Origin of the sequence: Microcoleus sp. Pol12B3, assembly GCF_036701355.1 — a bacterium.
Lineage (GTDB): Bacteria > Cyanobacteriota > Cyanobacteriia > Cyanobacteriales > Microcoleaceae > Microcoleus.
In genome coordinates this window covers 1-21003 of the sequence record NZ_JAUBQS010000046.1, presented here as the reverse complement: position 1 = coordinate 21003, position 21003 = coordinate 1, and the positions used below count along the sequence as shown (strand labels likewise).

20 protein-coding genes and 1 tRNA gene are annotated in these 21003 nt (G+C 46.1%); 13 read left to right on the top strand and 8 right to left on the bottom strand.

From position 1 onward, the window contains the following. Positions 1-271: 271 nt before the first annotated feature. The 3 genes from QUA53_RS20815 to QUA53_RS20805 all read right to left on the bottom strand — a co-directional run bounded on the left by QUA53_RS20815 (position 272) and on the right by QUA53_RS20805 (position 1523). Positions 272-469 carry a hypothetical protein gene (locus QUA53_RS20815; protein ID WP_006632682.1) on the bottom strand — a complete coding sequence of 66 codons (198 nt, stop codon included), beginning with the start codon at positions 467-469 and terminating at the stop codon, positions 272-274. 196 nt (positions 470-665) lie between these two features. Then, complete coding sequence (locus QUA53_RS20810) at positions 666-1082, bottom strand: tetratricopeptide repeat protein (RefSeq protein ID WP_333041347.1); 417 nt, start codon at positions 1080-1082, stop codon at positions 666-668. Between the two features lie 87 nt (positions 1083-1169). Continuing rightward, positions 1170-1523: an iron-sulfur cluster assembly accessory protein gene (locus tag QUA53_RS20805; RefSeq protein ID WP_333075296.1), complete on the bottom strand. Its 354-nt coding sequence runs from the start codon at positions 1521-1523 to the stop codon at positions 1170-1172. A gap of 244 nt (positions 1524-1767) precedes the next feature. On the opposite strand from QUA53_RS20805, the gene QUA53_RS20800 reads away from it, so the two are divergent. The 10 genes from QUA53_RS20800 (at position 1768) to QUA53_RS20755 (ending at position 13376) form a co-directional block, all read left to right on the top strand. After that, positions 1768-3420 carry a DUF6930 domain-containing protein gene (locus tag QUA53_RS20800; protein WP_333099592.1) on the top strand — a complete coding sequence of 551 codons (1653 nt, stop codon included), beginning with the start codon at positions 1768-1770 and terminating at the stop codon, positions 3418-3420. A 108-nt stretch (positions 3421-3528) separates the two neighbouring features. Further along, the gene (locus QUA53_RS20795) at positions 3529-3783 is read left to right on the top strand and encodes a hypothetical protein (protein ID WP_333099593.1); all 255 of its coding nucleotides are present in this window, start codon (positions 3529-3531) and stop codon (positions 3781-3783) included. Positions 3784-3817: 34 nt separating this feature from the next. After that, positions 3818-4144 (top strand): type II toxin-antitoxin system PemK/MazF family toxin, encoded by a 327-nt coding sequence (locus tag QUA53_RS20790; RefSeq protein WP_333099604.1) that lies wholly within the window; start codon positions 3818-3820, stop codon positions 4142-4144. Positions 4145-4204: 60 nt separating this feature from the next. Continuing rightward, entirely contained in the window at positions 4205-5641 is a 1437-nt protein-coding gene (gene zds / locus QUA53_RS20785) for a 9,9'-di-cis-zeta-carotene desaturase (protein WP_333099605.1), read from the top strand. An 88-nt stretch (positions 5642-5729) separates the two neighbouring features. Beyond that, positions 5730-6176, top strand: coding sequence for an SRPBCC family protein (locus QUA53_RS20780; protein WP_333041342.1), 447 nt, complete (start codon positions 5730-5732; stop codon positions 6174-6176). Between the two features lie 106 nt (positions 6177-6282). After that, complete coding sequence (locus QUA53_RS20775; protein ID WP_333099594.1) at positions 6283-8349, top strand: serine/threonine-protein kinase; 2067 nt, start codon at positions 6283-6285, stop codon at positions 8347-8349. 87 nt (positions 8350-8436) lie between these two features. After that, positions 8437-8510 (top strand) — tRNA-Val (locus QUA53_RS20770). Positions 8511-8716: 206 nt separating this feature from the next. Further along, positions 8717-8980, top strand: a complete 264-nt coding sequence (locus QUA53_RS20765; RefSeq protein WP_333099595.1) for a hypothetical protein — start codon at positions 8717-8719, stop codon at positions 8978-8980. Positions 8981-8995: 15 nt separating this feature from the next. Beyond that, positions 8996-9295, top strand: coding sequence for a Uma2 family endonuclease (locus QUA53_RS20760; RefSeq protein WP_333160148.1), 300 nt, complete (start codon positions 8996-8998; stop codon positions 9293-9295). Between the two features lie 532 nt (positions 9296-9827). Continuing rightward, complete coding sequence (locus QUA53_RS20755) at positions 9828-13376, top strand: PAS domain S-box protein (RefSeq protein WP_333099596.1); 3549 nt, start codon at positions 9828-9830, stop codon at positions 13374-13376. 609 nt (positions 13377-13985) lie between these two features. Here QUA53_RS20755 and QUA53_RS20750 read toward each other — a convergent pair. Both QUA53_RS20750 and QUA53_RS20745 read right to left on the bottom strand, forming a co-directional pair. Then, positions 13986-14147, bottom strand: coding sequence for a hypothetical protein (locus tag QUA53_RS20750; protein WP_246276752.1), 162 nt, complete (start codon positions 14145-14147; stop codon positions 13986-13988). Positions 14148-14154: 7 nt separating this feature from the next. Next, positions 14155-15153 (bottom strand): hypothetical protein, encoded by a 999-nt coding sequence (locus QUA53_RS20745; protein WP_333099597.1) that lies wholly within the window; start codon positions 15151-15153, stop codon positions 14155-14157. Between the two features lie 345 nt (positions 15154-15498). Here QUA53_RS20745 and QUA53_RS20740 point away from each other — a divergent pair, with 345 nt between their 5' ends. After that, positions 15499-15777, top strand: coding sequence for a helix-turn-helix transcriptional regulator (locus QUA53_RS20740; protein ID WP_333099598.1), 279 nt, complete (start codon positions 15499-15501; stop codon positions 15775-15777). Positions 15778-15909: 132 nt separating this feature from the next. Here QUA53_RS20740 and arfB read toward each other — a convergent pair whose 3' ends face one another. Together arfB and QUA53_RS20730 are read right to left on the bottom strand one after the other, a co-directional pair. Beyond that, the gene (arfB, locus tag QUA53_RS20735; RefSeq protein ID WP_333049207.1) at positions 15910-16323 is read right to left on the bottom strand and encodes an alternative ribosome rescue aminoacyl-tRNA hydrolase ArfB; all 414 of its coding nucleotides are present in this window, start codon (positions 16321-16323) and stop codon (positions 15910-15912) included. 75 nt (positions 16324-16398) lie between these two features. Further along, positions 16399-16869: a restriction endonuclease gene (locus QUA53_RS20730; RefSeq protein ID WP_333099599.1), complete on the bottom strand. Its 471-nt coding sequence runs from the start codon at positions 16867-16869 to the stop codon at positions 16399-16401. A 347-nt stretch (positions 16870-17216) separates the two neighbouring features. Here QUA53_RS20730 and QUA53_RS20725 point away from each other — a divergent pair, with 347 nt between their 5' ends. Further along, positions 17217-18701 carry an alpha-amylase gene (locus QUA53_RS20725; protein ID WP_333099600.1) on the top strand — a complete coding sequence of 495 codons (1485 nt, stop codon included), beginning with the start codon at positions 17217-17219 and terminating at the stop codon, positions 18699-18701. A 60-nt stretch (positions 18702-18761) separates the two neighbouring features. Here the strand turns inward: QUA53_RS20725 and gnd are convergent, their stop codons facing one another. Next, entirely contained in the window at positions 18762-20216 is a 1455-nt protein-coding gene (gnd, locus tag QUA53_RS20720) for a decarboxylating NADP(+)-dependent phosphogluconate dehydrogenase (RefSeq protein WP_333099601.1), read from the bottom strand. A gap of 293 nt (positions 20217-20509) precedes the next feature. Between gnd and QUA53_RS20715 the strand changes: the two genes are divergently transcribed. Next, positions 20510-20932 carry a hypothetical protein gene (locus QUA53_RS20715; RefSeq protein WP_333099602.1) on the top strand — a complete coding sequence of 141 codons (423 nt, stop codon included), beginning with the start codon at positions 20510-20512 and terminating at the stop codon, positions 20930-20932. Positions 20933-21003 lie beyond the last annotated feature (71 nt).

Genomic DNA, 21003 nt, shown 5'->3' with positions numbered 1-21003 from the left:
CTTCTCTCCTTCTATCCCTTAATATCGTTTCCGGTTGCATCGGAATAATAAAATCGAGTCAACAGTTAACACTCAACCATTCAGTTTTTCGACCCGCCCGTCAACAGTCAACAGTCAACAGTCAACAATGCCGCAGGAGTGCAACCGGAATTGATATAAATCCCGATTCACTGCGCGTGGCCGGAGTTTTTCCTGACCAAAAAAAGATGCTGCCCTCCATAGAGGGCAGCTACTCAAATAAAGCATCTTAAAGTCTCTCAAAACTTCAGAATTAACCTTCAGACATTCCCGATTTATTCGGCAATTGCAAATCATCCGGGTCTACGTAGTGACAAACTGCTTTGTCCATGCAAATCAATGCCCAGCCGGATTTATCGATGCTCATCAACTTGTAAGAAGCTGGCTGAATAAAGAAACCTTTGTGGTTGCGGGTTGCTGGTTTGATGTTAACGTGGCTGTCAGTGCTCATGTTTTTACAACTCCTAGTATTATCGTAGAAAAATCTGAAAACCGCTGAGCGGGTTTGTCAATCGTCTAAGTTTTCAAATACTAGCACTGACTTTCTGAGTTTTCCATAAAGTTATTTATTGATTTATTACGATGTCGTAATAAACCGCAAAACCGATTTCCTCGATCCCCGCCCAAAAATCGACTTGTTTGCGCGGTTACGGCTCCAGAAGCCACTGTTTAACGCGGGCGAGACTCTTCCAGTCGGGTTTTCTCTTTAATCCTTCTTCAAAATTTTTTTTAACTTCGTCGAGCAGCTCTTCCGAAGCCATTAGAAGTTGCTGAGCCACTTCTACGTGGGGGCGCACTCCTTTATCTTTGAGATCCAGGATCGCTACTGCTAGGTTGATGCGAGCTTGGGGGTCGTGAGGGTTCAATTTAACGGCTGTTTTCGCTGCCTTTTGAGCCGGTGCAGGTTTATTTTCCAACAGGTAGAGCCACGCGAGGCTAGCCCAGGCATTGCCATTTTTGGGAGCTTTTTCGCACACTTCTTTAAACACGGGGATCAGATTAGCCGGGGCTTCGCCAGCTTGGTAGCGATCGAAACCGTCTTTAAACAATTCTTCAGGGGTCATTCGATTTTAGATTTTAGATTTGGGATGTTGCACGGAAAAGGGCATGGGGCAGTTAACAACTTTCTGCCCCATGCCCTCTTTTCCGATTTATGTAGAAAAAGAACTGCCACAACCGCAAGTTTGAGTTGCGTTGGGGTTAGTAAACTGAAAACCGCCCCCAATCATAGCATCGCTGAAGTCGAGAACCAAACCGTAGAGATAAAGAATGCTCTTGCGATCGCAAACTACCTGAAAACCGTCGTAGTCGAACACTTCATCGTCGGATTTCACAGTGCTTGGATCTGCGAAATCCATCACGTAGGACATTCCAGAGCATCCGCCCTGGCGCACCCCTACCCGCAAGCAGAGGTCTTTACCTTGTTTTTCTCTCAGGGCTAAAACTTGACGGATAGCAGAGTCCGTCATTTGAATTCCCCGCTTTTGTGAAGTGGCTTGAGTCATAATTTCCGAACTCCTGAGACTGTCTAATGCAAAGAGTTTAATCTTATTGCTCCATTGTACAGGCATTCGCCAGAAGGCATTCGGTTAGATGCTGAAGGCCGAATTTTTAGCTTCTAATTTTTAATTCCCGTGGGGCCTCGTTCCCCAGCTTGATGTCCTCTCCCCCTATAGGGTTTATGATTGAGAAGCAGCGGTTGACCGGCTATCGGCACCGCAACAATGCTTCACCCAACGGGCTTACTCTATGGCAGCGCTGAATCGCTCTACTCTTCGTCGGCTACAAAACTTACCTCAAATTCCCAGCGTGTGGGAGGGCGATCGCCGACCCTTATCTAATGCTGACTCACACATGATGCTAGATGACGATGACGTTCTAGAAGCTGGTGGCGAGTGCATTCTCTGGGTCGATGGCTCCGAAGGAGTCGTGAGGGCTATGGACATGGTAGGCCCAGATGCTGGCCCAGAGGCGATCGTCCGGGCCCTGCTACGGGCAATGGAACATCCCCAAAGTCCGGCTCCCGCAGTCCGCCCCCAAAAAATAGTAGTTAAAAACCGAGAAATTCAATTTTATCTGCGGGGCGTACTTCAAGATTTAAGCATTTCCATTGACTACGTGCCGGAATTGCCCTTAATTGACGAAATATTTCGCGGCATGGAAGAGGTGGCGATCAACAGACCTCCTGAGTTACCCCCTCAGTATGCTGAAGTTTTAATGGAAAAAGCTGCTCAAATTTGGCATGATGCTCCGTGGCGGACTTTGAGCGAACACCAAATTATATCTATTGAAATCAATCAGTGGGATGTCGGCAGCCTCTACGTGTCGGTATTGGGGCAAGCCAGAATGGATTATGGAGTTTTACTGTACCGTTCTCTAGAATCCTTGAAACGGTTTCGAGAACGAGTCGTCAACGATGAATCTTTTGAAGATTTAGAACAGGCTTTTTTAGGGCAAGACTGTTTGTTTGTTACCTTTGAAAGTGCAGCAGATATTGATGAGGACGACGACGAAGAAATTGATTTAGCCGATTTGCCTCCATCGGAAATTGAACCAAATTTCGGCAACCTGCATCCTTTAGAAGGATTGCGATCGATTCTTTACGAAGAAGAAGCTCTCACGATGTTAGTGGCTCTCGAAGCATTTCATCGCTTTTTCCGCAACGGTCGCCGGAAATTGGGATCGGACACTTTTCCCAGTCTTAGCAGCCGCTACCGCATCCCCGTTCCGCAGGCTGACGGAGAAATTCAACAGGTATCCGTTAAAGTTTCCACGATGCCCGAGGTATCAGACGAATTATTACAGATGCTCGGTGATGACGATGATGACGATGATGACGATGATGATGATGAATTTGACACGCCACTGCTGCGGGACGATTTGGTGCCGCAAAATTCATTTTTGAGTCTCGGCGCCGTACCTTGGGAAACGGTAGATTTCCTGCGCCAAAGTGTCCAGTTTCACCAAGGTGCAGAAATTGATATTAATACCGCCGGAGATGGTTTGCCGGTGGTGATGATCCAAACTTCTCATCCGAAGGCAAAAACTATGATTCAGGATTTGAAAGAAGCTGGAGGCGTGAAGGGGATTGGTTTTAATCCGGGCGAAAATCCTTTTCAGGATGAGCAATATGACTTGGGTATTTTGCAAACCAAAAATGGGGAGCTGTATTTGTTTGGAGAGTTTAATGAAGACGATCCGGTGCATCAGGAAGCTCGCAAGAAGTGGGATCGCCGCTGTAAATTAACCAACGGTTGGTGCGGTTTGATTATTGCTAAAGGGTTGATGGGTGCTTCTCGCGGTCAGCCTCAGTTTAAGGATATGATCGCTTTGCTTGAGGTGCGCTGGGTGTCTGCTAAAGAGTTGGGAATTGGGCCGCTTCAGTTGATGCCGATGTTTTGAAGTTAGTTGACTGTTGACTGTTGACTGTTTTAAGAAGAAAGAGGTAAAAGTAATTTGCAAGGTGCGCCGCAGCGCACCGTAGTTCTTAAATTATTAAGGAGAATGATTATGTCAAATTATACTCAAAAGCGAGAAGTGTTAGTCGCCCTTGATGCTGAATTCGCGGAGAAAATAGACCAATTTACTGATAATTGGACGGAGGCGATCGAACAAGCTCTCCGTCTCTGGTACGCTAAGCAAATAGAAGACAAGTTGCGGAAATTTTATCAAAACCGCAGCCAAGAAGATATTGAGGATGAAAAACAATGGTTTAATTTGGTAGAGGAACAGATAGAAGAAACATGGAGCAGCGACGGACTATAACTCAACAGTAAAAACTTATCCCCGCCAAGGTGAGATTTATCTTTCTAGGGCTTTACGTCAGTTAGGAGATACAAAAAAAAGACCTGTAGTTGTGGTTTCTCCCGATATCCGCAACGAGTTTACTGATTCTGTAATTGTTGTTCCTTTCACAAGTAACCTTGCAGGAGTAGAAAATCCTACTCGCGTCTTGATTCCTCCGGGTGAGGGAGGATTGCAAGCTGATTCTCTAGCTGTATGTGAAAACGTTTCTGCTTTGCGGCAGACATTCCTAGAACAAGGTCCTTACGGTCAAATTAGTGCCGATGTCCTAGCAAGAATTCAGAGGGCTGTACAAGTGTCGATCGGCATTTATGAACTTTGAATGTTTCGGAAATTCTAAAATTTGTTACAATCTGTAAAAATACGGGAAAGGATAGGTAAAATGCGGGTTGCGATCGCAGGTGCGGGACTGGCTGGAATGACCACAGCAGTCGATTTAGTGGAGGCCGGCCACGAAGTAGAAATTTTTGAATCCCGCCCCTTTGTCGGCGGCAAAGTCGGCAGTTGGGTAGATCCCGACGGCAATCACGTTGAAATGGGTTTGCACGTCTTCTTCGGCTGTTATTATAACTTATTTGCCCTGATGAAAAAAGTGGGAGCTTTTGACGATTTGATCCTCAAAGAACACGTCCACACTTTTATCAATCGAGGTGGCGAAACAGGTTCTTTAGATTTTCGCTTTCCGGTGGGTGCTCCTTTGCACGGTTTGAAGGCATTTTTCACGACATCTCAGCTATCCGTACAAGACAAAATTCAAAATGCGATCGCCCTGGGAACTAGCCCGATCGTCCGAGGTTTGATAGACTTTGACGGGGCAATGAAAACTATCCGCGATTTGGATAAAATTAGCTTCGCTGACTGGTTCCGCAGCCAAGGTGGCAACCAAAACTCGCTCAAAAGAATGTGGAATCCGATCGCCTACGCACTGGGTTTTATCGACACTGAAAATATTTCTGCGCGGTGTATGTTGACAATATTTCAATTCTTTGCATCAAAAACCGAAGCCTCTGTCATGCGGATGCTAGCCGGTTCTCCCAACGAATATTTGCACAAGCCAATTGTGGAATATTTGGAAAAGAAAGGAGCAAAAATTTACACGCGGCGCAGAGTAAGAGAAATTCAGTTTGAAGAAGGCGAAGAAACCCGCGTAACAGGCTTGCTAGTAGCTAACGGCGAAACAGAAGAAAATATTACCGCCGACGCTTATGTTTTCGCCTGCGACGTGCCAGGAATTCAGAAAATATTGCCCCCAGCTTGGCGCAAATGGTCAGAATTTGACAACATTTATAAATTAGATGCGGTGCCGGTTGCTACAGTACAATTGCGGTTTGACGGTTGGGTAACGGAACTGGAAGACGAAGGCAAGCGCAAACAGTTGAGTCACGCTGTAGGAATCGATAATTTGCTATATTCAGCAGATGCAGATTTTTCTTGTTTTGCAGATTTGGCGCTGACAAGTCCCAAAGATTATTATCAAGAAGGAAAAGGTTCGCTGCTGCAGTTGGTGCTGACACCGGGAGATCCGTTTATTAAACAAAGCAATGAGGCGATCGCCCAACACGTACTTAAGCAAGTTCAGGATTTATTTCCCTCAGCGCGGGAATTAAACATGACTTGGTACAGTGTAGTTAAGCTCGCTCAATCTTTGTATCGCGAAGCACCGGGAATGGATGTTTTCCGCCCTGCTCAAAAAACTCCGATAGCCAATTTCTTTCTAGCAGGAAGTTACACTCAGCAAGACTACATCGATAGCATGGAAGGAGCGACACTTTCAGGCCATCAAGCGGCTAAGGCAATTCTCGAAGCTTACAGTCATTAGTCATTAGTCCTCTCTCGTTTTCTCTTGTTCCCAGGCTCTCCCTGGGAACAAAAAAGAAACAATTCTTCAATCTAAAATCTAAAATCGCATGACTGATTGGTTAGAACACAGTGTCCAAGTAGAAGTAGCAATTCCCATCGAATTAGCGTGGCAACTCTGGTCAGATTTAGAGCAAATGCCGCGCTGGATGAAGTGGATAGAATCTGTTCATGTTCTCGAAGAAGATCCAGAATTGTCTCGCTGGAAACTCGCAACTGGCGGGTTAGAATTTAGCTGGCTTTCTCGGATTCTCAAATTAGTGCCGCATCAGATAATTCAGTGGGAATCGGTAGACGGCTTACCAAATCGAGGTGCCGTAAGATTTTACGATCGCAAAGACAGCAGTATCGTCAAGCTGACAGTGGCTTACGGAATTCCCGGCTGGCTGGGAAAATTGATGGATAACCTATTTCTGGGCCGCGTGGTTGAATCGACAATTCAGGCTGATTTGGAAAGGTTTAAAGAGTATGCTCTGAAAGTGAAAGCCACATCTTAAATTCTGAGGGCTAAAGTCCTGTGGTTTTTAATTGTAACGCGAGAGTCGATCGCCCCCCGGCCTCAGTATCATAGAGATGTGCTGCTGATTCCTTCTCGGTTCAGTTATGAGTTACTGCCTAAACCCCGCCTGTCAAAACCCGCAAAATGCCGATCGTACCCAATTCTGCCTGAATTGCGGCTCCAAACTGTTGCTGAGAGAGCGTTACCGCGCCATCAAACCCCTGGGGCGCGGCGGTTTTGGTCGCACTTTTTTAGCAATAGACGAAGACAAACCCTCCAAACCCCGCTGTGCAATTAAACAGTTTTTCCCGCTATCTCAAGGTACCAGCAGCAGCGAAAAAGCAGCAGAATTATTCAACCGAGAAGCGGTGCGGCTGGACGAATTGGGGAAACACCCGCAAATTCCCGAACTGCTAGCGCACTTTCAGCAGGAACGTTATCAGTATCTGGTACAGGAATTTATAGAAGGTCAGAATTTACAGGAAGAGTTGGCACGGACTGGGCCTTTCAGCGAAAGTCAGATTCTCAGTCTGCTGAAGGATTTATTGCCAGTATTGCAGTTCGTACACGATCGCAGTGTAATTCACCGAGATATTAAACCGCCCAATATTATCCGCCGCCGCATTTCTCAAACTCCCATCATTTATACTTACCCAACATTAACCGGGGAATTAGTTTTAGTTGATTTTGGCGCTGCAAAAGTTGTGGAGGGTTTGAGAGAAACCGGTACAGTCATCGGTTCTCCCGAATTTGTGGCGCCGGAACAAATTAGAGGTCAAGCGGTTTATGCCAGCGATTTGTACAGTTTGGGAGTAACTTGCATTTATTTGCTGACTCAAATATCTCCTTTTGATTTGTTTGATATCAATCGAGATGCTTGGGTTTGGCGAGACTTTTTAAAAGTTCAAATCGATCCGAAATTAAGTCGCATCCTCGACAAAATGATCGAATCAAGTCTCAGCCGGCGCTACAAATCAGTAGCTGAGGTATTGAAAGATTTGCAGCTGCAGTCGGCGGGGGCGGGAACGGGGACACCGCCGCTACCAGCGCCTAAAATTTCCATGCCGCAGAGAACCCCTGCGTTGCAGAATGCAGTGCCGCCAACGGTTGCAGGCACAATTATACCTGTGCCGCCGATGCAGCGGGTTGTACCCGCGCGCGCGCCTACTTGGAGGTGTGTTCACACTCTCGTAGGGCATTCTAATGCTGTCACGTCGGTAGCTTTCAGTCCTGATGGCGCGACTTTAGCTAGCGGCAGTGAGGACAAGACGATTGAGATGTGGAAGTTGGAGACCGGTAAGCGGTGGTACACTCTCACGGGTCATTCTGACTGGGTGACTTGTGTGGCGTTTAGTCCTGATGGCGCTACTTTGGCTAGTGGCGGCCGTGATAAAACAATTCAAATTTGGGATTTGAATAAGGGTAAGTGGTGGTACGCTTTGCGGGGTCACGAAGACAGGGTTTATGCTGTGGCTTTTAGTCGGGATGGTCAGGTTTTGGCTAGTGGCAGTCGGGACAAAACTGTGCAGTTGTGGAATTTGAATAAGGGAAGGCGGATGTCGGCTTTGACGGGTCACGCTGGCGGGGTGGAGGCGGTGGCTTTTAGTCCTGGCGGGGAGTTTTTGGCTAGTGGCAGTCGGGATATGACTGTGCAGTTGTGGGATTGGCAAAAAGGTCGATCGATTTGTACTCTGGCGGAGCACGGGGATTGGGTGCGGGCGATCGTTTTTGCTGCGACCCCCCCCTTGGTAAGGGGGGGTGTAGGAGAAGGATTGACTTCCTCTGTGTCCCCTGCCGGTCAGACCTCCCCCAGCCCCCCCTTGGTAAGGGGGGGAGTAGGAGAAGGATTAATTTTGGCGAGTGGCAGTCGGGATGGTACGGCGAAGCTGTGGCGGGTGGATGCACAGGGGCGAGGGACACTGCTGCGGAGTATGAGGGACAATTCTGGGGATGTTTTGTGTGTGGCGTTCAGTCCTGATGGTCGGGTTTTGGCGACGGGGAGTCGGGATGGCACGATTTATTTGTGGGATGCGGGTACGGGGGGTTTGCTGGAAATTCTGACGGGCCACGGGGGGGAGGTTTTGTCGGTGGCGTTTAGTGCTGATGGAGGGAGTTTGGCTAGCGGTGCGGGCGATCGAACTGTGAAGATTTGGCGGGGGATTGGGCATTAAGGGCGATGTCAAGAGTGCCCGCTTAAAAAAATCTCATATTTCTGCTTGACAGGCGATCGAATGTTCTGCTACATTAGGAATCCGTGAGGACGCATAGCTCAGTTGGTTAGAGCACTACGTTGACATCGTAGGGGTCACTGGTTCGAGTCCAGTTGTGTCCATAAATTTCCATCATTTATAAATCAAGGGTTTTAGGTTTGCCCTCCTACCGAGAGTTTTTTCTTTCCCTAGACAATTAACCTATTAGTTAGATAATGAACTTAAAAATCTGACGCACCCTACTGAATCAGAATCAAATGATATTAATGATATTAGAGCATTGGAGACTTTACCATGACTCAAGCAATATCTAAGTTAATGACTTTTGATGAATTCCTGGAATGGAAACCAGAAAACGGACGCTATTAATTACATAACGGATTTATGGTTGAAATGCCCAATCCAACTGGTAAACATTCAGCGAGTGCGGGTTTTCAGGCGACCGAATTGGGTTTGTAAATCAGGCGATTACAACCAAATTCCTTACTTTATTCCGAAGGAATCTACAATTAAATTTAACGATAACTCTGGCTACGATCCAGATGTGATTGTATTAGATAAACAAGCCGTAGAAGCCAATGAGTCTAGATAGGAAAGAGAATCAGTTATTACTCAGGAAAATTCGATTAAATTAATTATTGAAATTGTCAGCACAAATTGGCGGGATGATTGTGCACATAAAATGATTGAGTGTGAAGCATTAAGCATTCCTAAATATTGGATTGTAGATTATTTGGGTTTAGGGTGTAGCCGTTATATTGGTTATCCTAAACAGCCTACTTTATCGGTTTATCAGTTAGTAGATGGTGAGTATCAAATTAAGCTGTTTCGGTCAGAGGAAAGGATTGAATCAGCGGTGTTTCCCGAGTTAAATTTGACCGCTAAGCAAATTTTTAACGGTGGATAAGTGCGGAGGCGATCGCATAGCTAAGTTGGTTAGAGCACTACAATGCCATTGTAGGGGTCACTTTTTAGAGTCCAGTTTTGTCACCTAAAACCCGCCCACAAAGCGGGTTTTGTTGTTTCTACAACCAAACTGGTGGATTTGGCATTATTAATTAGGAATGACAGAATATGTCTAGGCCAGAGATTTAGTACAGTCGCCACGTTTCGTCGAGGCTGTTGCTGGGCAGTTGCGTAGTTTGCATGAGTTCGGTGTTAAAGAAACGATAGCCCGATTCTCGTCGGCACTATCCCCATCCGTGAACAAAGCGCAAGCAAGCAGAAAAAGAAAGAGAACAACAGTTAGAATGCGATCGTCTTGCACGGCCTCAAGCACAAGCCGCTAACCGGATTCAAGACGAATTTTTAGCGGTGCTGTCCCATGAGTGGCGATCGCCCGTGTGCTTAAACACTGAATGACTTAGGTTTTGGGCATATTATATCTTGATTCCCTAACAATAACTGGCATAATAGGTAAATAGGCAGGACTAACCGCAATGAATGTAGAACGTACACACTCCTTGAATCATGGACAAGAGCTTACTGTAAATTTCCCTCAAGAGCTATGTACGCACTGCCCAGCACTCGAAGTACGACGATTTGCGGTGATAGTCGCTCACATGACTGAGGCTTTTATTTCTATTAATTCAGAGTGGCACTGCACCTATGTCAACTATAAAGCAGAGCAGCTTTTAAACAAGAAGTGGCAACACCTGATAGGCAAAAATATATGGACTATATTTTCGGTCGATCTTACTTCTGAGCTATATAAGTATTGTCATCAAGCGATCGCAACGCCAAAGGCGATCGAGTTTGAAGAACACTACCCCTCACTCAACAAGTGGTTGAGAATTCGCCTCATCAAGAGTGAAAATGGCTTACTTATTTACTTCCAAGATACGACTCAAACATCTCAACTAGATCGACAATTGAAAGCCGAAATCGCCAAATGCCAGCAGGTGGAAGCCACTCTCCAGAAAAAACAGGACTTTTTGAAGGCAATTCTAAACAACGTTCAAGCTGGCATTGTAGCTTGCGATGCCGAGGGCATATTGACGGTATTTAACCAAGCAGCTAAAGATTTTCATGGACTACCTCAGCAGCCAGTTCCACCGGAGCAATGGGCCCAGTATTATAACTTGTATTTGCCCGACGGCAAAACACCCATGAATACAGAGGATATTCCCCTGTTCCAGGCATTGCAAGGACAGAACGTTCGTGATGTGGAAATGATGATTGTTCCGCAGCATGGAACGGCGCGAATGCTGTTAGCAACTGGACAGGCAATTATTGCCGCAAACGGCGAAAAACAGGGTGCTGTTGTCGTGATGCACGACATTACACAACGCCAGCAGGCAGAAACTGCTCTGCGTGAGGGTGAAGCGCAATTATCTAGCATCTTCCAAACTATTCCTGATGGCATCACCATTCTAGATTCTACCGGACAGATTATTGCCGCGAATAAGGCAGCAGAGAGGATTTTAAGATTAACTAGCAGCGACATTCTGGAGCGAGGCTATAACGATCCATCCTGGTTCATTACAACCGTGGAGGGTCATCCTTTCCCAGAAGAGGAACTCCCATTTGCGAGGGTTATGCAAACAGGTGAGCCTGTTTATGGTATTGAACATGGCATTAGCCATGCCGATGGAACTCGCAGGATTCTCTCGATCAATGCTTCCCCTTTGTTTGACGCAGAGGGACAAATTATCAATATCATTGCTGCTTTCAGCGACATTACTGAACGCAAGCAAACCGAAGACGAACGAGTACAGCTTGTTCAAGAACAGGCAGCCCGTGCTTTAGCAGAGGTTTCTCAGGAAAAATCAGCATTTTTAGCCCAAGTGAGTGCTGTCCTTTCCTCTTCACTAGAGTATGAACAAACTCTCCAAAGCGTTGCAAAGCTGGCAGTTCCTTATTTTGCAGATTGGTGTAGTGTCGATCTGCTGAATGACGATCGCACAATTGGCCGGGTTGCAGTTGCTCATTCAGATCCCGAAAAAGTGAAGTTTGGCTGGGAGTTGGCTCAACGCTTTCCCAGACATCTCGATGATGGGTATGGCATTGCTAAAGTGATGCAAACAGGACAGGTTGAAATTGGGATTGAGATTACAGATGAACAGTTAGTTGCCGCAGTGCCGAATGCTGAATACCTGGAAATCATACGTGGAGTTGGGTTAAAGTCCTGCATCATTGCACCGCTACAGGCACGCGGGCGCGTGTTGGGTAGCATTACCTTTGTGTTTACTGAATCCGATCGCCGCTATCGCCTAGAAGACATTCCCTTGGCGGAAGATTTGGCTCAGCGAGCAGCGATCGCCATTGATAACGCTCGTCTCTATAATGAAACACAACAAGCGAAATTAGCCGCCGAACTCGCTGCTAACCGGACGGCTCGACTGCTGACGGTGATGACAGCTTTGTCTGAATCCCTAACCTCGGCTCAAGTGGCTCAGGTGATTATTGAACAGGGAATGTCCGCACTCGGAGCAAGTTGTGGTTTGGTTGCGGTATTAAACCAGGATGCAAGCGAACTGGAGATTATTAAAGCCATCGGGTACGAGCACGTAGCAGAATTTCAGCGCAGTTTTTCGATTCATGCACCCTATCCTCTGGCAGAAGCCGTGCGAAGTGGGCAACCTGTTTGGCTAGAAACTATCGAAAACCGAATTGCCCGTTATCCTGATTTAGCCCAAGCTTATGCCAAGGCTGGTTCAAAAGCCTGGATTTCAGTGCCATTGTTGATTGAAGGACAAGCCGTTGGTGGACTGTCGCTGAGTTTTTCCACCCTTCCCCAGCTTTGTGAGAGCGATCGGGCTTTCGTTTTGGCACTGGCACAGCAGTCAGCGCAGTCGATCGACCGAGCACGGCTCTACGAGTCAGAATCGCAAGCACGGACACAAGCAGAAGCAGCTAACCGAATTAAAGATGAGTTCTTAGCTGTCTTGTCGCACGAATTGCGAACTCCGTTGAATCCGATTCTGGGTTGGACTCGGCTGCTGCGAAGGGGAACCTTGGATTCTGGCAAGACGGCGGTAGCTCTCGAAACAATTGAACGCAACGCCGAGTTGCAAGTTCAACTGATTGAGGATTTGCTAGATATTTCTCGCATTCTGCAAGGGAAGCTGAGTTTGAACTCTACTCCTATTAATTTGAAAACAACTCTTAAAGCTGCGATCGAAACAGTTAGTTTAGCCGCCGAAGCGAAAAACATTCAACTTCAAACTCAGCTAGAACCCAATGTCGGCGATGTGTTAGGAGATGCTACCCGATTGCAACAGGTTGTCTGGAATTTGCTCACCAATGCCATTAAGTTTACCCCCACTGGAGGTAGAGTTGAAGTTGAGCTAAAAAAAATTGATTCCTTTGCTCAAATTCAAGTCAGGGATACAGGGAAAGGGATTAAGCCAGAATTTATTCCCTATGTATTTGACACATTTCGACAAGCCGATAGCAGTATTACGAGAACATTTGGTGGATTAGGGCTGGGATTAGCGATCGTGCGTCACGTCGTTGAGCTACATGGTGGAACTGTCAAAGCCGAAAGTTTTGGAGAAGGACAGGGAGCAACATTTACTGTCACACTTCCTTTATTCGCCAGAAGCAATTATGCAAACAGCGATCGCAACGATAATCTCTCACTCAAATCTCACTGTTTACCATTGGCTAGATTATGTATCCTGGCCGTCGATGACGAAGTAGACAATTTAGAGTTAGTTCAATGTATTTTGGAGGAAGCGGGAGCCACAGTTATCTCTGTATCTTCAGCAAAAGATGCACTACAAAAACTCAATGAATCTAAGCCAGATGTTTTGATTGCTGATATTGGAATGCCACAAATTGATGGCTATATGTTGATTCGTCAAGTGAGACAACTTTCCACACAGGAGGGAGGAGAGATTCCCGCGATCGCCCTGACAGCGTATGCAGGGGAGACCAATCAAAAGCAAGCACTAGCAGCCGGATTTCAAAGGCATCTTCCCAAGCCTGTTGAGCCTGAAACATTAGTGGAGACAATTGAGAAATTGCTTCATCCAATAGAGTAATATTAACTACGGTTGCACTCCTGATGATTGTTGACTGTTAGCTGTTAACTGTCAGTCGAAAAACTGAATGAGATAAATTCCGCTTGCATCGAAATAGTCAAATCCAGTCAACAGTCAACAATTCCCGCTGGATGGTGCAACGAAAATTGATATAATTCATCGGCGTTAATCTGTGTTTGTCTGCCCTCATCTGCGGTAAAAAAATAGAATTTTAGCAAGCGCAGATGACAAAGGATTAACGCAGATAAAGAGTAGAGAGATAGGAGTAATTCTGATGCTAACAGATTTGATATGATGGTTGAGTAAGGATTTCAAATTGATTATTCGAGATGTCTTTTGAGTATAGTCGGGGAAGAAAATGTCACGAATTGAGGGCTAGCCTAATGCTGCTTGGCTTAGATGTATGAATAGGCTCTGCTAAGGCATTGCTCCCCAAACCCGATAATATATCCTTGACGCTTGCCCTGGACCCACAACGCGGGAAATTTTAACTTGGCCCCACAGTTGGGAAATTCCGATCGCAACCTTAAGCAATGTCGATCGCCCCCAGCCCACCAGTCCGCCAGTCCATCTCAGGACACGGCACCGCGCCGTGTCCTTAGCCGTAACTTATCGGCGACAGCCTTCGGCGATCGCCCTTAACACCGCTAGCCGCACTTCTGGATGAGATTTCTCAAGCCCGTTAGCCCGAAAAATCCAGTGTCCGCCGCCCGCGTGTTCGATCGCAATCTTCTGTCCGTCAGGCAAAACTATTTGCCACCAATTCAACACTGTGGCTTTAATAAGGTGGCACTGAATTTCGTTCAGTTGAACCTCCATTAATTTCAGTTGACGCATGATTGGATTTTGGGCAGATGACTTCATGATTTTTCTCATTAAATGAATTCGACTGTTTCTCGGCTTTGATTTCACTTTGCCGATTTTTGAACTTAACTTCACCTTCCGAAGTTTTCGCCTTAACTTCCCTTTCCGAAGTTTTCGCCTTAACTTCTCTTTTACCACCTTTAGGGTCAACTTTGACTCCAAAACCTTTAGACTTAACTTTTCCTGGGGCAGAAGTTGAAGTCTGTTCCGTTGCCGGCTTCTTAAACTCCGCGTCTAATTGGTCTAAAATCTCCTCTTGTTCGGGAGTATGTTCTGCTGGCTGGTCTAAATTTCTGGGATTGTATTCGCCAACCAACCTTGCCAAAAACTCCGAAATTGACAGTCCGGCTGCGGCTGCTTTTTTCGTTAAAAGGGCGTAGGTGTCGGTTTTAATGCGAATTTGTTTTAGCCGGAGGTTGGGATTGTTGTCAACTGTTTCGGCAATAGTTACTGCGGTAATCCTTTCTTTGGGGATGACATCGACAACTTCTTGCCACTTTTCCTGTAAACGACAGTCGCCATATTGGTCGGTAATTGCGTGTTTGAACAAAGGAACAACTTGAGCGACGCAGCTAGGCAAAATCTCAAATCCGGCTTTAATTAAGCGCAGGCAAATGCCAGCAGCTTTGATAATTTGCGTGCAGTAAAAATACTGCCTGCCTAATGCTTGTTCGCAGTAAGTTTTAAAAGTTTTGAACTTGTTTTTGTACAATCGCAGTTTTCGGATCGCGTCCAGCATGATTCCTTGACGCACGTAGTCTAGGAATCCCCTTTTAATTTCGCCTGTCAGGTAGTCTAAATCGTGAAAGGGAGATTGATTCTGGATTTCTTCTTCAAAGTCTAGCAGCGGGCCTGCAAAGTGAAAGTTGGAGGCGACATCGCCTAGGTAGAAGTTGTCAATAGATGTGGGCATGATCGGGAATGGTTCGAGAAATGGCACGATAGCACGGAAGTTGTGCGATCGCAAAGGAGAAGTTTTGGTCTGGATCTTTGATACAATTTTGAGTTGTGTTGTCCTGTGAGGTCGATCGACCTTTTACATGACATCACCTCCTCGGCCTTGAGGAAAAGAGGCTTGAGGTATGCGCCCAAGCCGCAAAAATACGCTTGGGTATGCAGGCACGATTGATAGACACGAAAAATAAGGCGGTCTTTCAAACCTGCATTTTGACGAAAGTAGGCTCGCCAGGGGGCCTTTGTTTGGTCGCTATACATGAAGTCTACTTCATCTAAACAACCATGTCAAGAGGTTCGCTTCATGAAACAAACTTCATGCACTGTGGAAGAAAATTTGCAAGAAAAGGACAAGTCTCCATTAAGGCTTCTCAGAGAACAAGCTGGCCTAACCCGCCCTCAAGTCAAACAACATATCGGCGTTTCTGAGCGGATGCAAGCTGACTGGGAATCAGGAAAGTCCATGCCAAATGTTGAAAACGTAGCTGCACTGGCTAACCTGTACCAGGTTTCTCTAAAAACTATGTTTGAGCTTTTAGGATTAGATGTAACCAAAATTCCCGATGACTTACCAAGTCGATAGCTCTCGCCTAACGACAACTAACCTGCAGGGGTTCGGAAATGTCTAGGGAAAAGCGCTTGAGTCATGCGCCCAAGCCCGGAAAATACTAAGGCTATAATTAAAAACTCAGAAGCCCGATCAACCTTTCATCCCTCAATCCGTAATTTTCGCTCTCAGAGCTTTAATCTGCCCTCGCTTGGTTTTGCTGTCGAGACGCTTGCGCTGGGAACTGCGAGTTGCTTTGCTGGGTTTGCGCCTTTTCGGTATGACGATCGCACTTTTAATCAGTTCTTGCAGCCGTCTCAAAGCCTCTTCCCGGTTTTGTTCCTGGCTGCGGTGTTCCTGCGCCTTGATGACAATCACACCTTCGGAGGTGATGCGCTGGTCGTTGATTTGCAACAAACGCTCCTTGTAGCGATCGGGCAATGAGGAAGCTGGGATATCAAAGCGCAAGTGAATCGCACTCGCCACCTTATTTACATTTTGCCCCCCCGCACCTTGAGAGCGAATCGCACTAATCTCGATTTCGCGATCGTCTATGAACACTGTATTAGAAATTTGTAGCATGATCCATCATCAGTGAAATTAAAGATACTGGGAAAGCAGTGCATCTTTTATATATAACTTAGTTTAGTATATAAGTTATTTACAGTTCTTAGCTGTCAAGATAAATTCGATGAGTTTTTTTCTATCCCACAACTCTACGTCGTTAGATTTAGCAAGATTGTAAGCATTTTCTGTAAATCTGTTGTTCGTGATTACTCTTCCTTTATTTCCTTTGTAATGTCTGACCGCTCCCGCTACTTCTTGAACTGCTTTAATTCCAACTGGATTTTTGCTTCTTTTCGCTTGAACCACAGTTTTTAATCCATCTTTGTATAAAATTAAATCCGCCCCATAATCTTGACTATCTTGAGTTAAAGTAACACCATAACCAAAGTTTCTAAAATGAAACTCTAAAAATTTTTCAAACTCTTTGCCCGTCATCTCATCCACTTCCAGAATACCACTGTCTAATAAACGCTGTTTTTCCTTTTCTTCTTTCAATGTATCCAATACCGATGTCGCAATCACACCCAAAACGGCAGCGGCTCTTCCAATAAAAGATTTCATAAAATTACATTTTTTTAATAAGGAGTAATTCTGATGGTAGCAGATTTGCTCAGTATAGTTATTTACTAAGATAACAAGTAAGTTCACAAGTACCTTGTGAGCTTACTTAGTGATTCTTTTAGATTTCCGATCTAGGAATTGGGCTTTTTGTCTGCACTCAAGTTCAAGTATGGTTCAAAGAGTCAGGCGAAAGTCAAGGGATGTTATAGTTGAAAACTGTAACAAAACTTTAATCACACCCAAACCGGAGTTTTAGAAAAAATTAATGGGGATACAGTGACAATGGGCAAGGCTGTAGCCTAAGATCGCCTTAAATTGTCAGTATCATCTCAAGGCAAGGGTGAAAAATGGCAGATATCAACGGCACGATGATGCAATATTTCCACTGGTACATTCCCGATCGAGGAACCCTGTGGGATGAGGTGAAAAATCAAGCGAAAGAATTGGCTGATGCGGGTTTTACGGCACTGTGGCTGCCCCCAGCTTACAAAGGAATGGGCGGGCAAAGCGACGTTGGATATGGGGTTTACGACTTATTTGATTTGGGAGAATTCGACCAAAAAGGTTCAATTCGCACCAAATATGGTACTAAGCAGGAATATTTGAATGCGATCGCAGCCCTGCACCAATCTCAGATCCAAATCTATGCCGATGTAGTTATCAACCATAAAATTGGTGCAGATGCAGCAGAGATATTTAAGGCAACTCCTTATCCTTACCACGATCGGCTAAATCCCAAAGGTTGGTTGCAAGAAATCAAAAGCTACACTCATTTTAACTTTCCCGGACGCAAAGGTAAATATTCCCAATTTGAATGGCACTGGTGGCATTTTGACGCAGTAGACTACAACGAATACAATCCAGACGATCGCGGCACAGTCTATTTGGTAGAAGGGAAAATGTTTGATGACTATGTTGCCCTAGAAAATGGCAATTTTGCATATTTAATGGGGTGCGATTTGGATTTCCAAGATCAATGGGTACGAGATGAAATTACACGCTGGGGTAAGTGGTATCTCGACACAACAGGTGCCGAGGGTTTCCGTTTAGATGCCATCAAGCACATATCGTCTTGGTTTTTTCCGGAATGGTTGGATGAAATGGAGCGATATGTCGGCAAAGATTTGTTTGTTGTCGGTGAGTATTGGGCACCAAATATCGATATCCTGCACTGGTATGTCGGTTCAGTTAAGGGCAAAATGTCAGTTTTTGATGTGCCGCTGCATTACAACTTTCATTACGCCAGCCAACAGGGCGGTAACTACGATATGCGGCGCATCTTAGACGGTACAATGATGCAGCAGCAACCGACTCATGCAGTAACGTTTGTCGAAAACCACGACTCCCAACCGCTGCAAGCACTTGAATCTGTTGTAGAACCGTGGTTTAAACCTCTTGCTTATGCGATTATTTTATTGCGAAGAGAAGGTTATCCGTGCGTTTTCTACGGCGATTATTACGGTGCAGAATATGAAGATTGGGGGCGTGATGGCAAGCGGTATAAAATTGTTTTGCCCTCTCATCGATCGTTAATTGACAAGTTTCTCCATGCTCGCAAAAACTTCGCCTACGGCCCTCAACATGACTATTTCGATCATTGGAATACCATTGGCTGGACGAGATTGGGCAATGGGAAACATCCACAGGCAATGGCAGTAATTATGAGTGACGGCCCGGAGGGTTTCAAGTGGATGGAAGTTGGTAAACCTCATGCTAAGTTTGTGGACTTAACAGGGCATATTCAGGAACCTGTTTCTACTAACGAGTGGGGTTGGGGCGAGTTTCGCTGTCAAGGCGGTTCAGTATCGGTGTGGATTCAGGAAAAAGATTAGTTGGCAGTAATCTCATGTTCTATCTGTAAGGTGCGCCGAAACGCACCCTACAAAAATTAATTAATCGGTAGTACCGGTTTGCAGCGATTCTTTAGCAGTCTGCGTCCACTCAGAGTGGAAGAATTCGCCGCGCGGTTTGTCGGTGCGCTCGTAGGTGTGAGCCCCGAAATAATCACGCTGAGCTTGCGTGAGGTTTTGCGGCAATCTTTCGCGCCGGTAGCTATCGAAATAGTCCAGCGAGGCGCTAAATGCTGGCACTGCAATCCCCAGTTGGCAAGCAGTAGCTAACACGTCTCGCCAAGCCGATTGGCGATCGAGAATGCTCTGTTTGAACTCCGGCGCTAACAGCAAATTCGGCAACGTGGGATCGTCCTTGAAAGCTGTTTTAATCTTGTCCAAAAATCCAGCCCGAATAATACAGCCACCCTTCCAAATTCGGGAAATTTCGCTCAAACTCAAATCGTAATTGTACGACTTCGATGCCGCGCTTAACAGTGCCATTCCTTGCGCGTAGGAGCAAATTTTCGAGCAGTAAAGCGCATCCCGGACTTTGTTCACAAACTCTTTAGTATCGCCTTCGTACTTGCCGCTAGGCCCCGTCAGTACTTGGGAAGCTTTAACGCGCTCGTCTTTGTAAGAAGACATGATTCTGGCATTCACAGCAGCGATAATTGTAGGAATGCTCACGCCCAATTCCAAAGCACTCATAACAGTCCAGCGGCCGGTGCCTTTTTGGCCGGCTGCGTCCATAATTACCTCAACTAAGGGTTGCTTAGTTTCTGGGTCGTTGTACTTGAAAATATTAGCCGTAATTTCAATCAAAAACGAGTTGAGTTCGTCTGTGGTATTCCATTCGGCAAAAACTTCCTGCAACTGCTGGCCGTTCAATCCACCAACGTTTTTGAGCAAATCGTAGGCTTCAGCAATGAGCTGCATATCCCCGTACTCAATACCGTTGTGAACCATTTTCACGTAGTGACCGGCGCCACCGGGGCCGATGAATGTGACGCAGGGGCCGTCATCTACTTGAGCCGCAATTTTGGTGAGAATGGGCTCTAGTAGGCCGTAAGCAGTGCGGGTGCCACCGGGCATCAAGCTAGCACCATTCAGCGCGCCTTCTTCGCCACCGCTGATGCCCATGCCGACAAATCCCAGTCCCATCGATTCTAAATCTTTGGTGCGGCGTTCGGTGTCGTCGTATAGCGAGTTGCCGCCGTCAATAATCATGTCGCCCGGTGACAGCATGGGTTTGAGCTGGTCGATGACCGCATCTACGGGTTTCCCAGCTTGCACCATGACTAAGATTCGGCGCGGGGTTTCTAGGGCATCGACGAATTCTGTCAGAGTCTTGGTGCCTACAATGTTCTTGCCGGGGGCGCGTTGTGCCATGAAGTCGTCGGTTTTGGCTGCGGTGCGGTTGTACACAGCCACGGAGAAGCCTCTGCTTTCGACGTTGAGCGCTAGGTTTTCGCCCATCACTGCTAGACCGATTAAACCAAAATTTTGCTTTGTCATGCTAATAACCCGCTTGTTGTTCCCGCTTGAGGATTGATTTGCGAGAGAGGAAAGCGAGGCGGGGTGTACCGCTTTCCGGTGGACTAAAAGTATTGGACAATAGACCTAGGAGGTTTAGGTTTATTTTTATATTCTCAGAATTGCTGTTTGGTAAATCAGTAGGGTTTTTTTAAGATTTAAGGGATATTAATGACGCGGGCAGGTGATGATAAGGCAGGTATTATGTCGATCGCAGTAACGGTAGATACAAACAAGCGGACATTTTAAGGACAATTGAGGAGACTGTTGTAACTATGGAAGATTTGCAGTATCTCGCGGCCTGGGTGAAGGAGCAACACGCTCGCGAGTATATTTTGACTTGGCTGCTGAGTCAACAGGGTCTGTGGTGGTCTGATGGGGATATTTATCAGGCCGTTTTGCAAAAGTCGGGAAAGCTTTTGAAAGCTTATGTTCAAAAAAGGCAAGCGGGAGAGTTATTTGAGGGAATTTCTGAGAAGTTGGGAGGAGATGAGAATTGGGATGATTTGGCGGCGAGTTTGGCGCGGATTCTTGCGGTTTATCAAGAGGAATTATCGCATTTGCAAGAGCGCGATCGCAAGGGGGATGGGGTAAAAAAAAATTTGATTAGCCAACAGTTGACTGGAGATCCTTTGCCGCTTTTGGAGGTGCAGCAAGCTTTGCCGGATCCTTATGCGGATACGTTGACGGGGAGGTAGTGCTTTTATGTAAAGGATAGAGGATAATAGCACTACCCCAATCTTTTGAGGAGTCTCATGATGAAACCCTA